The organism is Streptomyces sp. NPDC002845 (genome assembly GCF_053591955.1).
This window is the reverse complement of the sequence record NZ_JBSFUU010000003.1, coordinates 132,745-144,990: the sequence shown is the minus strand read 5'-3', so window position 1 is coordinate 144,990 and position 12,246 is coordinate 132,745. Positions and strand designations below refer to the sequence as shown.

Here is a 12,246-nt window from a genome sequence, read left to right as displayed (position 1 = left end):
GTTGGGCCCATCGACAGGTGCGGAAGCGGGCATGCCGAGGAGCGGGTCGGCGACGACCCGCTCCTCGACTCAGGAACGCTCTACGGCGAACTCCGCGACGGCCCGACGGTCACCGGTCACGGTGTACAGCTCGACCGCGTGCTCGCCCTCGACCGCCGTGGTGTAGACGGGAAACGCCCGGGACACGCGGCCGGAGGCGTCGGCCTTCGCCTGGTAGCGGGTGTCGTCGTCGATCGCGACGAGGACGACCTCGCCCGGCTCGAACCCCTCACCCGTGACCCGCTGTTCGCCGCCCGCGACGACGGTCGGGTGCTCCGCGACGGCGGCCGGCGCCGTCTCACCGGCGGCTTTCGGCGGCTCGGGCGTCACGGCCTCCGAGGACTCCGAAGACTCCGGGGACTCCACGGGCGGTTTCGGCGCGCTCGGCTCCGTACCGCTGTCACCCTCCGGCGGCTCCGGCTCCGGCTCCGCCGCGCCGGTCCCCGTGCCCACCGTCACGTCGAGCGGGGCGAGTTCGCCGCCCTCCTCGTACGACCGGCCGGTCCAGGCGGCGAACAGTTCGGCACCCTCGGCGGTCAGGGAGGCGCGCAGACCGGTCCAGGTCACCCCCGCGCCCCGCACGACCGGCGCGGTGGCGCCCTCGCGGACTTCGGCAAGGTCCAGGGAGTGGGTACGGCCCCCGAGTTCCGCCCGCGCGCGGAGCGTTCCGGTGCCGTCGTCCAGCGTCAGGCGCAGTGCGCCGAGGGTGAGGGTGTCTCCGGCGGCGGTGAGCCGGACCGCTCCCCCGAAGCCGACGGTGGCGTCACCGGCGGCCGGGTCCACGGTGCCGTCGGACACGGGCAGCCAACTGCGGCCTCCGGTCCCGTCGACGGCCGGTTTCCCGGCGCTCACGGACACATCCGCGCCGGACAGGACTCCGGTGGCGGCCACGGCCCAGCCGGCGTAGCCGCCCGACACCTCCCGCGCGGAGTCCGCGCCGTCCTGGGCACTCGCCGGTGCCTGGCAGAGCAGAGCGATCACCGCTCCCCCCGCCGTCACCACGGCACCCGGTCTCTTCCTCATCTCGCAGTCCTCCCCTGACTCGCTTGTGACAGGTGATCAGTGCGCGTCCGCCGTGCCGTCGCCCGCCCGTGCGGTACGACGCTTTCGGGCCCACAGCCACGCGGTACCGCCGGCCGCCACCAGGCCCGCGGCGGTGATCCCGAGCGGCAGGGCGACGTCGCTGCCCGTGCTGGCCAGCGGGTCGTCGGACGTGGTCCCCGAACCGCCCGTCGTCGAACCGGTGGTCGAACCTGTCGTCGAACCGGCCGTCGAGCCCGTGCCGGAGCTCGCGGTCGCGGACGGCTCGGCGCTGTTGCCGCCGCCGTCCCCGAAGGTCACCGGGATACGGACGGTCTGGCTCTGGTCGCCGCCGCGGGTGTGGTCGTTGCGGGTGATCACGGAGCAGGTCACGCCGGACTCGGCGCAGTCGGTGTTGGCGTCCTTGGAACGCACCTTGATCTGCACGGAGAACGAGCCGTTGTGCCCGCTGCCCTCGTACGGCTGGGCCAGCCCCTCGCCGTACGACGGCGGGTTGGACGAGATCCACACGGAGGAACCCGACTCGCCGGACATGTCGACCCCGCCGATGCAGGGTGTGGGCGTCTTGCCCGCGCCGTTGTCCACGCAGAACGCGACGTAGATGCCCTTCTCCGCGTTGTAGCCGGAGCCGGTGACGGTCACCGTCTCGCCCGCCGGGTCGAGGCCGGAGGCTTTGGAAACGGAGAGTTTCTGGTCCTCTGGGCCGGTGGCCGAACCGCCCGCCGCGACCGCGGGGCCCGTCCCGACCACCGTCAGGGCGAGGGCCGCGACGCCCACGACCGGGCCGAGTCTCCAGCCTCGTACGCCTCTTGCCGGCATCACATCACATCCCAACCATCGGTAACCCAGGTAAGGCTAACCTAATACGGTCGGCATGTGTCACCAACTGAACAGACCACTCACCAAGACGGAGGCCGAGCGATGCGCATCCCCGGAAGACACCGATTCCCCTTGCCCCGGAACGGAGTTGTCGCGCTCGTGCTCGCGTTCCTGACCCTGGGAACAGTGGCCGGGTGCGCGGAGGGCACCGGCGCCGCCCCGGCGGCGGGCGCGTCGGCGTCCTCGGGGTCCTCGGTGAGCGCGAGCGTGCGCGCGGCCGCGGCGGAGAAGCAGTTGGCGAGGAACTCCATCGTTCCGCTCGACGGTGAGGCGCCCACGCCGAAGCTGCCCGTCACGGTCGACTCCTCCGACGGCCGCCGGGTCACCGTCGAGGACGCCTCCCGCATCCTGCCGCTCAACGGCGGGGTGGCGGAGATCGTCTTCACGCTCGGCCTCGGCGACCGGGTCGTGGGCCGGGACATCACGGCCACCTTCGAGGAGGCCGAGGATCTGCCCCAGGTCACCAGGGCGCACGACGTGAGCGCGGAGAGCGTCCTCTCCCTCGACCCCACGGTCGTGCTCGCCGACACCGACACCGGTCCCAGCGAGGCCATCGGGCAGATCCGTGACGCCGGAATCCCCGTCGTCGTCCTCGACCCGGCCACCGAACTGGCCGATGTCGCCACCCGCACCACCCGCATCGCCGAGGCCCTCGGCGTCCCCGCGGCAGGAAAGGCCCTCAACCAGCGCATCGCCGACGAACTCGACGCGGCCCGCGCGGGCGTGCCCGAGGGCAGCAGGCCGAAGGTCGCCTTCCTGTACATGCGGGGCAGCGCCGCCGTCTACCTCATCGGCGGCAAGGGCTCCGGCGCCGACTCGCTCATCGAGGCCGCCGGAGCCGTCGACGCGGGCACCGCCTCCGGCCTCGACAAGCCCTTCACCCCCATCACCAGCGAGGCCCTCGTCAAGGCCCAGCCCGACGTCATCCTGATGATGACCAAGGGCCTCGAATCGGTCGGCGGCATCGACGGCCTGGTCGACATCCCCGGCATCCGCGAGACCCCGGCCGGCCTGGACCGCCGCGTCGTCGACCTGGAGGACGGGGTGCTGCTCGGCTACGGGCCGCGCACCCCGCTGGTGATCGACATCCTGGTGGACCGGATCCACGCGAAGTAGGGCGCGGGGCGCCCGGGTTCAGGCCTGGGCGCCCTCCTGGCTCTCGGCGAGGAGAATCCGGGCCAGCTCCCGGGGCTGGGAGAACATCGGCCAGTGCCCCGTGTCCATCTCGGCCGGCCGCCACCGCTCGCTCTTCAGCAACTCGGCGACGTCGCCCGCCGGTTCGGGGCCGTCCAGCAGACACTTGATGTACGTCGCCGGGAGCTCGCCGAGCGGCCGCGACAGCACGGCCGGCTCTATGAGCGAGGCGCCCGGGTGCGGTGTCGAACCGCCCACGATGCGCGCGATCTGCTCGTCGGTGAGCCCCTGTCCGGCGCAGTCGTCCGCGCCCAGGGGTGCCCAGAAGCCGTCGTTCTCGGCCATGGACGCCCCGACCGTCGCCTTCCCGTCCGCCCACGAGTCGACGAACGCCTCCCCGTCGGCGGGAACGCTGGAGTCGACGAACACGACCCGCGCCAGCCGCTCCCCGATCCGCTCGGCGGCCTGCCCCACCGGAATCCCCGAGTAACTGTGCCCGACCAGCACGACGTCCCGCAGATCGCGTCGCTCGACCTCGTCGACGATGTCCCGCACATGCGTCTCCTGCCCGGCCGGCACCCCCCGCTTCTCGGCCAGCCCGGACAACGTCACCGGATACGCCCCCTGCCCGGCCTCCCGCAGCTCCACCACCACCTCCTCCCACGCCCACGCACCCAGCCACGCCCCTGCCACCAACACGAAGTTCGCCATGCCGCAGAACGTAACGCAGGGGTCTGACAACGCCCCGGTACCGCCCACTGCCGACAGGTATGGCCTGGTGAGGACGGGGTACTCGGCAGCCGCTGTGCGACAGAGGATTCTGCTGACGGGTTGGTTCAGTTTCCGCGAGGGCGAGGCCACCGCCGGGGACGTACTGGCGCTACGGCGCGTGGAGGACGTACTCGGGCACGCGGGGCTGGCGTACGACGTGGTGTGGAGCCCCGGGTTCCGGCCGGGGGCGCTGCACCTGGACCGGGTGCGGCCCAGGGCGTACTCGCATCTCGTGTTCGTGTGCGGGCCGCTGCACGGGGAGCAGATCGTCGAACTGCACCGGCGGTTCCGGCACTGTGTGCGGATCGCCGTCGGCGTCTCCGTGATCGATCCCGACGATCCCGCCGTGACCGGGTTCCACCGGGTGCTGCCACGGGACGCCCCGGCCGCCGAGCCCGTGGAGGACCTCGCCGCCCGGGCTCCGGAGGCCGACACCGCCCCCGTCGTCGGTGTGATCCTCACGCAGGGACAGCACGAGTACGGAGCCCGGCGCCGCCATCGTGAGGTCGCGGACGAGGTGACCCGGTGGCTGGTCGGCAAGGACTGCGCGCGGCTCCCTCTGGATACACGGCTCGACGCCCACGACTGGCACGTGAGCGCGACCCCGGGTCAACTCCAGTCCATTCTCGCCCGGTTGGACCTCGTCGTCACGGACCGGCTGCACGGGCTCGTCCTCGGGCTGCGGGCCGGGGTACCCGTACTCGCCGTCGATCCCGTGGCGGGCGGCGCCCGACTGACCGCGCAGGCACGGACGTGCGGGTGGCCCGCCCTCCTCAGGGCCGAGGAGATGGACGTACGGAGCCTGGAGCGCTGGTGGGACTGGTGCCTGACACCGGCGGGACGGGAGACCGCCGGACGGATTCGGGCCGAGTTCACGGAGGGGGCCGTGCCCGACAGCGCGGACGGGCTGGTCGCGGCACTGCACCGATGAGAACGGATGCACAGGAGAACGGATGAGCAAGTGAACGGGTGAACGGGTCATCCGTACGCGCACCCCGCACCCGCGCGCGTTAGTCCCCGCGCCCCACGGGCACCCGGAACAGTCGAAGACCACCGGCCTCGGAAGGGAGCGACAGTGACGACCGGCCGACTCCCCGCACACGAGCAGCGCATCCTGGACGAGCTGGAGGCCTCCCTGCGCCGGGACCGCCGCCTCGACCGCCAACTGCGCACCCTGCGCCCGCGGCGCCGCCCGAACCTGGCCCCGATCGCCGCGTACCGCCCGCGCGGCCTCACCGTCGCGCTCTGGCTCGCCCTCTCCGTCACCCTCATGGTCGCCGGAATCCTCACCTCCGAGCCCGCCGTCATCTGGGCCTTCGCCGCCGTGTGGCCGCTGACGCTGTACGGGCTGTTCCGGCTGCTGTGCCGGTGGTCGGAGCCGTAGGGGTTCACCCGGGAGGCCGGGGCACACGCCCTGTGCCCGCCGTCACTCGGACGTCGGCGCGCGAATACCCCACCCCCCGTCCCGTACATCGACGGCCGTGAGCGCCAGGGCCAGCGGCCCCGGTGCCAGAAACGCCAGCGGCAGCAGCATCCAGGCACACAGCGCGGCGGTGGCCACCGCGAGCAGCACCAGCCCGCTGCCGCCCACGTCCCGTACCGCGTCACCCGCCGCACCCCGCACCGCGGCGGGCCAGTGGGTGAGCGACTCGGGGCGGGCGCAGGCGCGCAGGCCGACGACAGCGGCGCCGGCACTGATCACCAGCGCGACGACCGCGAAGGCGGGACCGCCGGGCAGCCCGGCGCCGGCGAGCGCCAGGTCGGCAGCGACGAGCAGCGCACCCGCCAGTGCGACGGCCCCGGCGGCCAGGTCGCCCACCCGCAGCCGCCGCCTGAGCAGCCCGAAGTACCGTCCGGCCGTGGCCGGGCGGTCCTCCCGTATCCCCCGCAGCACCGCGCAAGCCGTGGACAGCGCGGCGGGCACGGTCACCAGCGGCAGACAGGCCACGGCCGTGGCGAACCCGATGCTCAGGACGTCCGCGAAGAGCGTCATCCGCGGGCCGAAGATCTCGCCCGGCTCCCGTGTGTCCCGGCCCTCCCGGGTGGTGCGCATCCCGCTCACCCCTTGACCCCGGAGCTGGCCATGCCCTCGACGAGGAACCGCTGGAAGGCGAGGAAGAACAGCACGATCGGCAGAAGGGCGATCACGGACATCGCGAACATCGGCCCGAACGCCGACTGGCTGGACGCGTCCACGAACGCCCGCAGCGCCAGCGTGAGCGTGAACTTCTCGGGCGAGAAGAGATAGATCAGCTGGGTGAAGAAGTCGTTCCAGGTCCAGATGAAGGTGAAGATCGCGGTGGTGATCAGCGCGGGGCGCGTCAGGGGCAGGATGACGCTGAAGAAGCTGCGGAACGGCCCGCATCCGTCGATCCGCGCAGCCTCCTCCAGCTCCCTCGGCAGTCCGCGCATGAACTGCACGATGAGGAAGACGAAGAAGGCCTCCGTGGCGAGGAACTTGGGCAGGATCAGCGGCCAGTAGGTGTTCACCATGCCGAGCTGGTTGAAGATGATGTACTGCGGGATCAGCACCGCGTGATGCGGCAGCATTATCGTGGCGATCATGAACGCGAAGAGCGGCCCGCGGAAGCGGAAGCGCAGCCGGGCGAAGGCGTACGCGGCGAGCGAGCACGACAGCACGTTGCCGACGACGGCGCCGCCCGCGATCAGCAGGGAGTTGCTCAGCAGGCGGGCCACGGAGACGTCGTTGACCCCCTCCAGCGCGGTGTCGTAGTTGGACCACTCCAGTCGGCTGGGCAGCAGGTCGAGACTGGCGATCACCTCGCTCGCGGGCTTGAGCGAGGTCGCGAGCAGCCAGGCCAGCGGATAGAGCATGACGAGGAGCGCGGCCAGACAGCCGATGTGCAGCGCGACCCGCCGTCGGTCGACGGGCTTGCGGGCAGCGGGAGTCGAGGCGGTTGTGGTGGCGGTCATCGGGCTCCCCCCTCGGAGTCGGCGGCGTAGAAGACCCAGGAGCGCGAGGTGCGGAACAGTACGGCGGTGACCGCGCCGATGACGATCAGCAGCACCCAGGCCATGGCTGAGGCGTAGCCCATGTGGGAGGCGACGAAGCCCCGGTCGTAGAGGTAGAGCGTGTAGACGAGCGTGGAGTCGGCGGGTCCGCCCTTGCCGGCGCTGATCGCGAAGGCGGGCGTGAAGACCTGGAAGGCCTGGATGGTCTGGAGTACGACGTTGAAGAAGATCACCGGCGAGAGCATGGGCACGGTGATGGACAGGAACTGACGCCACCGGCTCGCCCCGTCGACCTCGGCGGCCTCGTACAACTCCCCCGGGATCTGCTGGAGTCCGGCCAGGAAGATGACCATCGGCGCCCCGAACTGCCACACCGTCAGCAGCGCGACGGCGAGCAGCGCCCAGCCGGGCTTGTTGACCCAGCCGCCGGTGCCGAGGAGGTTGTCGACCGTGCCGCCGTCGTTGAAGATCGCCCGCCACACCAGGGCGATGGACATCGAGGCGCCGAGGAGGGAGGGGGCGTAGAAGGCGGAGCGGTAGAATGCCTTGCCCCGCTTCATGCCCTTGAGTGCGAGGGCGACGACGAGGGCGAGTCCCAGTTGGAGGGGTACGGCGATGACGACGTACGTCAGGGTCGTGACGACCGACCGCCAGTAGCGGGGGTCCTCGGTGAACATCTGGGTGTAGTTGCGCAGGCCCACCCAGTTGGGCGCGTTGAACAAGTCGTAGTCGGTGAAGGAGAGATAGAGGGAGACGGCCATGGGGAGGAGGGTGAGCCCGCAGGCTCCGAGCACCCAGGGCGAGAGGAACACCCAGGCGGCGCCCTCGCGTCGGCGCCGGGGCGGTTTCCTCGCGGTGGCGGCCGGGCCGGGCCGTACGGCTGTCGGCGTCTGCGTGGTGGTCATGGCCTCAGCTCCGCCTTCGCCTCGGTGATGTAGTTCTCGGCCGCCTCGCGGGGCGACATCCGCTCGTACGACACCTGGTCGTAGTCGCGCTGGAAGGTGGTCTGCAGGGCGCTGTCGCCCGAAGGGGGCGCCTGGGGCGGGGCGTTGAGCTTGCCTTCGACGGTGGCCTGGTAGTCGTAGATGGTCTTGTCGAAGTCCTTGAGGTCGGAGGCGATCTCCTCCTGGACCGACTCGTTGACCGGGATGCCGCGGGTGGCACCGAGGATCTTGGCGGCCTCCCTGTCGTTGAGCATGAAGTCGATGAGCTGGGCGGCCTGTTCGGGATGGTCGGTGTCGGCGGCGATGCCCATGAACATCGAGGGCTTGAAGTACTGGCCGGGGGTGCCGTCCTCGTTCGAGGGCATCGGGGCGAGCGAGATCCCGCCGGGGACGAGGGCGAGGAAACCGCTCGCCGGGGCGTCCCAGTTCATGTCGGAGAGGGCCATGCCCCGGCCGAGCGGGGTGTTCTCGACCGTGCCGTCGAGCTGGGTGGTCTGCTCGGCGGGCGAGACGGCGCCCTCGCGCCGCAGCTCGTCCGTGAAGGTCCACCAGCGGGTCAAGTCGTCGGCGGTGAAGCCGAGTTGTCGGTCCTCGGTGTAGAGGGACTTGCCCTGGCCGCGCAGCCAGATCTCGAAGGAGTCCTCGCTCCACCCGGGGTCGGTGCCGCCGGGCTTGCCGGTCTTCTCGGCCAGCTCCCGCATGGCGTCGGCCCAGTCGCTCCAGGTCCAGCCGGCCTCGGGCAGTTCGACTCCGGCGGCCTTCCACTGCTGGGTGTCGTACACCATGGTCTCGGTGCCACGGCCCTGCGGGACGGCGTAGAGCGTGCCGTCGACCTTGCCGGTGGCGAGCAGCCCGGCGTCGAACTCGCTCGTGTCCAGGGCGGCTTGCTGCTCGCCGAGGTCGAGGAGCACTCCCCCGGTGGCGTACTGGTCGATCATCCGGTAGTCCAGCTGCATGACGTCGGGGGCGTCACCGCCGGCGGCCTGGGTGGCCAACTTCTGCTTGTAGGTGTCGTATCCGGAGAACGAGGTCTGTACGTCGACCCCCGGGTGCGTCTCCTCGAAGAGGTCGACGGCCCGCTGGGTCCGCTCCGCTCTGTCCGGGTTGCCCCACCAGGTGTAGCGCAGCACGACCTTGCCTCCCGTTCCGCCTGACTCGTCCGAGCCGGAGCAGCCGGTGGCGGTGAGGGCCACGCAGAGCGCGATCACGGCGGCCGTCATGGGCGACTCACGGAACCAAGCAGCCCTCTTCGTCCTGTTTCCGGGCATGGGGGGTCACCTCTCCTCAGTGGCGTCACTCGCTCTAGCTAGAAAGCGCTTGCACCCTCTGCGACCCTAGGGAAGGTCCGGATGTCACAACAAGACCCCCGCACCGCCTCGGAACGAAAGGCTCCGCATGACCACCGTTCCTGCACATCGTCGCCGCTGTGCCGTCGTGGGACTGGGTGCCCGGGCCCGCCTCTACACCGAGGCACTGACCGGCCCGTACGCGGACCGGATGGACCTGGTGGGCCTCTGCGACGTCAACGCCCACCGCATGGCCGTCCACAATGCCTGGATCGCGGCCGACCAGCCGGGCCGAACTCCTGTACCGGCGTACGCGGCCGAGGACTTCGACGAGATGCTCCGCCGCGAACGCGTCGACCTGGTGGTGGTGTGCGGCGTGGACCGCACCCACGACGAGTACATCGTGCGCGCGCTGGAAGCGGGCTGCGAGGTGGTGACCGAGAAACCGATGACCACGGACGCGGACCGCGCCCGCCACATCCTGGACGCCCGGCGACGCACCGGCCACGAAGTCCGGGTCGCCTTCAACTACCGCTACAACCCGGTCCATTCGGCCGTACGGGAGCTCATCGCCTCCGGGGAGATCGGCGAGATCGGCTCCGTCCACTTCGAGTGGCTGCTCGACCTGCGCCACGGCGCCGACTACTTCCGCCGCTGGCACCGCGACAAGGCCGACTCCGGTGGGCTGACGGTCCACAAGTCGACCCACCACTTCGACCTCGTCAACTGGTGGCTCGGCACACGGCCCGAGACCGTCTTCGCCCAGGGCGGTCTCTTCTTCTACGGCGACGAGGCGGGCCGGCGCCGCGGTCTGGCCCGGGACTACGACCGCGCCCACGGCTCCGCGGCCGCCGAGGGCGACCCCTTCGCCCTACGCCTGGCGGACTCGCCCGTCCTGCGGGCCCTGTACCTGGACGCCGAGCACGAGGACGGCTACCACCGGGACCGGAACGTCTTCGGCCCCGGGGTGACGATCGAGGACGACATGGCGGTCCTGGTGCGGTACGCCTCCGGGGCCACCCTGACGTACCACCTCACGGCGTACGCGCCCTGGGAGGGTTACCGGATCGCCTTCAACGGCAGCGAGGGGCGGATCGAGCTGCTGGTGGAGGAGTCGACATGGACGCGTCCCGATGTGCGGACGGAGGGTGCGGGCCCGGTGCTGCACGGCGCGGAACCCGGTGACGCGGCCGGGCGGACAGAGCTGCTGGTACGCCGCTTCTGGGAGCGGCCGCGCGAGGTGAAGGTCGCGACCGGTGAGGGCGGGCACGGCGGCGGAGACGTACGGATGCTGGCCGACCTGTTCGGCGAGCGCGTGCCCGACGAACTGGGGCGGGCGGCGGACGCGGTGGACGGCGCGCGGTCGCTGGTGACGGGGCTGGCGGCGAACCGGTCGTTCGAGACGGGAATGCCGGTGGTGGTGCGGGAGCTGCTGGACGTCTGAGCCCGCCGACGGTGGCTCGGCCGACGAGAGGCGCCACCGACGTCTGTCTACGATCCCCTCGTGGTCCTCTTCCGTCTGGAACGCGTCACCCCGCTCCCCGTCGACCAGGCCTGGCACCGGCTCACGGACTGGCCGCGCCACGCCGACGTGGTCCCGCTGACCCGGATCACCGTGCGCACCCCACCACCCACCCGCGTCGGCACCACGTTCGTGGCCCATTCGGGAATCGGCCCGTTCTCCTTCGACGACCCCATGGAAGTGGTCGTCTGGCACCCTCCGACGGAGCACACCCCGACCGCCCTGTGCCGCCTGGCCAAGCGGGGCGGCTTCATCACGGGGTGGGCGGAGATCGAGGTGTGTCCGTACGGCGACGGGGGCTCCCGCGTCGTCTGGCGCGAGGACATCGCGGTGCGCCCCGTGCCCCGTTTCTTCGACCGGCCGCTGAGACAGGCGGCGCGCTGGATGTTCGGCCGGGCGGTGGACGGCCTGCTGCGACGAGGGCCGACACCGTAAGGGCTCTCAGGCGAGGTGGGCGAAGACCACCAGGTTCTCGGTGTAGTCCCTGGCCGCGCGGTCGTAGTCCCCCGCGCAGGTGATGAGCCGTACCTGCGCTTGCGGAGTGTCGGCGTACACACGCTGATCGGGGAAGTTGTCCTTGTCGAACGTCTCCACGCTGTCGACGACGAAGGTGGCCCTGCGCCCGTCGGCTCTCACCACGTGGAACCGGTCTCCCTCTTCCAATTCGCTGAGCTCCGCGAACACTGCCGGGGACGTCGCCGTGTCGACATGCCCGGCGATGATCGAGGTGCCCGCCTCACCGGGAGAGGCCCCCTCGGTGTGCCAGCCGACAAGGTTGACGTCGTCGGCCGGAGGGGCTTCGAGCTGCCCGGACCGGCCGATGGCGAGGTCGGTGAAGGGCGCGTCGACGGAGATCTTCGGGATGAGCAGGCGGGTCGGCCTGGACCTCGGCAAATACTTTCCCGCCTGGTGCGTGGCAGACGAGGCGGGTGAGGGTGACGTGGCGGGTGAGGGCGACGTGGCGACCGGCGGAGCGTGCGCCGCGCGCCCGGCGTCGGACGACTCGTCACGGCCGCCGACCAGGATCAACACCACGGCCAGGACAGCCGCACTCCACACCATCGTCGCGCCCGCGCGGATGCGCCGCTTCGAGGTCTCGGGGCCGGTACCGGTATCGGTCTTGGCATCGGTGTTGGTATCGGTATTGGTATCGGATGGAGGACTGGCTGCCATGGACACCACCTCACTCAAGTCACGGCAGCGGGACGGACACATCAAGCGGGAGGGTCGGCCGGGCCGCCGCGCGGCATGAAGGCGGCGGCCCGGCTGCTATGACGCCAGGCATCGGTCAGACCGCGCCTTCGGACGCCTTCTTGCGCCGCAACGCGTACATTCCGGTGCCGGCCACCGCCAGAGCGGCCAGCCCGCCTGCGGTGACGCCCGGCGCGGCGAGCGCGCCGCCTCCGGTGTGCATCCCGCCGCGCGGCTTGTCGTGGCCGGACTGCCAGTCCTTGTCGTGGTCGGACTGCCAGACCTTGTCGTGGTCCCTGTCCTTGCGGGTCTCCTCGTCGTGCTTGGGGTCCTTCTTGGTGTCCCAGTCGTCCCCGTTCACCGCGGTCAGGGCTCCGCCACCCGTGTGCATCCCGCCACGGGGGGAGTCCTTGCGGTCCTTGTCGTGCTCCTTACGGTCCTTGCCGAGCTCCTTGCCGTCCTTCGC

The 12,246-nt window shown here is 71.3% G+C and carries 14 protein-coding genes; 5 read left to right on the top strand and 9 right to left on the bottom strand.

Going from position 1 to position 12,246, the window contains the following annotated elements; all coding sequences use genetic code 11:
• Nucleotides 1-69: 69 nt before the first annotated feature.
• Both ACWD3C_RS03130 and ACWD3C_RS03125 read right to left on the bottom strand, forming a co-directional pair.
• Nucleotides 70-1,062, bottom strand: coding sequence for an HtaA domain-containing protein (locus ACWD3C_RS03130; RefSeq protein WP_451139450.1), 993 nt, complete (start codon nucleotides 1,060-1,062; stop codon nucleotides 70-72).
• Between the two features lie 36 nt (nucleotides 1,063-1,098).
• The gene (locus ACWD3C_RS03125; protein WP_451139448.1) at nucleotides 1,099-1,899 is read right to left on the bottom strand and encodes a hypothetical protein; all 801 of its coding nucleotides are present in this window, start codon (nucleotides 1,897-1,899) and stop codon (nucleotides 1,099-1,101) included.
• A 102-nt stretch (nucleotides 1,900-2,001) separates the two neighbouring features.
• On the opposite strand from ACWD3C_RS03125, the gene ACWD3C_RS03120 reads away from it, so the two are divergent.
• Complete coding sequence (locus ACWD3C_RS03120; protein WP_451139446.1) at nucleotides 2,002-3,075, top strand: heme/hemin ABC transporter substrate-binding protein; 1,074 nt, start codon at nucleotides 2,002-2,004, stop codon at nucleotides 3,073-3,075.
• A gap of 18 nt (nucleotides 3,076-3,093) precedes the next feature.
• On the opposite strand, the gene ACWD3C_RS03115 is transcribed toward ACWD3C_RS03120, so the two are convergent.
• Nucleotides 3,094-3,804, bottom strand: a complete 711-nt coding sequence (locus ACWD3C_RS03115) for an alpha/beta fold hydrolase (protein WP_451139444.1) — start codon at nucleotides 3,802-3,804, stop codon at nucleotides 3,094-3,096.
• A 94-nt stretch (nucleotides 3,805-3,898) separates the two neighbouring features.
• Between ACWD3C_RS03115 and ACWD3C_RS03110 the strand changes: the two genes are divergently transcribed.
• Complete coding sequence (locus ACWD3C_RS03110; RefSeq protein WP_451139442.1) at nucleotides 3,899-4,795, top strand: polysaccharide pyruvyl transferase family protein; 897 nt, start codon at nucleotides 3,899-3,901, stop codon at nucleotides 4,793-4,795.
• 144 nt (nucleotides 4,796-4,939) lie between these two features.
• A complete protein-coding gene (locus ACWD3C_RS03105; RefSeq protein ID WP_451139440.1) occupies nucleotides 4,940-5,248 on the top strand; it encodes a DUF3040 domain-containing protein in 309 nt (102 codons plus the stop codon).
• 42 nt (nucleotides 5,249-5,290) lie between these two features.
• Here the strand turns inward: ACWD3C_RS03105 and ACWD3C_RS03100 are convergent, their stop codons facing one another.
• From ACWD3C_RS03100 to ACWD3C_RS03085, 4 genes are read right to left on the bottom strand one after another with little or no spacing between them, the layout of a single operon-like run.
• Nucleotides 5,291-5,917, bottom strand: a complete 627-nt coding sequence (locus ACWD3C_RS03100) for a hypothetical protein (RefSeq protein WP_451139438.1) — start codon at nucleotides 5,915-5,917, stop codon at nucleotides 5,291-5,293.
• A 5-nt stretch (nucleotides 5,918-5,922) separates the two neighbouring features.
• The gene (locus tag ACWD3C_RS03095) at nucleotides 5,923-6,798 is read right to left on the bottom strand and encodes a carbohydrate ABC transporter permease (RefSeq protein WP_451139436.1); all 876 of its coding nucleotides are present in this window, start codon (nucleotides 6,796-6,798) and stop codon (nucleotides 5,923-5,925) included.
• Nucleotides 6,795-7,742: a carbohydrate ABC transporter permease gene (locus ACWD3C_RS03090; protein WP_451139434.1), complete on the bottom strand. Its 948-nt coding sequence runs from the start codon at nucleotides 7,740-7,742 to the stop codon at nucleotides 6,795-6,797. Before ACWD3C_RS03090 ends, ACWD3C_RS03095 begins: the two co-directional genes overlap by 4 nt.
• Nucleotides 7,739-9,049 carry an ABC transporter substrate-binding protein gene (locus ACWD3C_RS03085; RefSeq protein WP_451139432.1) on the bottom strand — a complete coding sequence of 437 codons (1,311 nt, stop codon included), beginning with the start codon at nucleotides 9,047-9,049 and terminating at the stop codon, nucleotides 7,739-7,741. The genes ACWD3C_RS03090 and ACWD3C_RS03085 overlap by 4 nt, the downstream gene beginning before the upstream one ends.
• Before the next feature lie 127 nt (nucleotides 9,050-9,176).
• On the opposite strand from ACWD3C_RS03085, the gene ACWD3C_RS03080 reads away from it, so the two are divergent.
• Both ACWD3C_RS03080 and ACWD3C_RS03075 read left to right on the top strand, forming a co-directional pair.
• Nucleotides 9,177-10,511, top strand: a complete 1,335-nt coding sequence (locus ACWD3C_RS03080) for a Gfo/Idh/MocA family protein (RefSeq protein WP_451139430.1) — start codon at nucleotides 9,177-9,179, stop codon at nucleotides 10,509-10,511.
• 60 nt (nucleotides 10,512-10,571) lie between these two features.
• Nucleotides 10,572-11,024, top strand: coding sequence for an SRPBCC family protein (locus tag ACWD3C_RS03075; RefSeq protein WP_451139428.1), 453 nt, complete (start codon nucleotides 10,572-10,574; stop codon nucleotides 11,022-11,024).
• A 6-nt stretch (nucleotides 11,025-11,030) separates the two neighbouring features.
• Here ACWD3C_RS03075 and ACWD3C_RS03070 read toward each other — a convergent pair whose 3' ends face one another.
• Complete coding sequence (locus ACWD3C_RS03070; RefSeq protein WP_451139426.1) at nucleotides 11,031-11,762, bottom strand: class F sortase; 732 nt, start codon at nucleotides 11,760-11,762, stop codon at nucleotides 11,031-11,033.
• Nucleotides 11,763-11,877: 115 nt separating this feature from the next.
• Nucleotides 11,878-12,246: hypothetical protein (locus tag ACWD3C_RS03065; RefSeq protein ID WP_451139424.1), on the bottom strand; the 369-nt coding region annotated here is incomplete at its 5' end.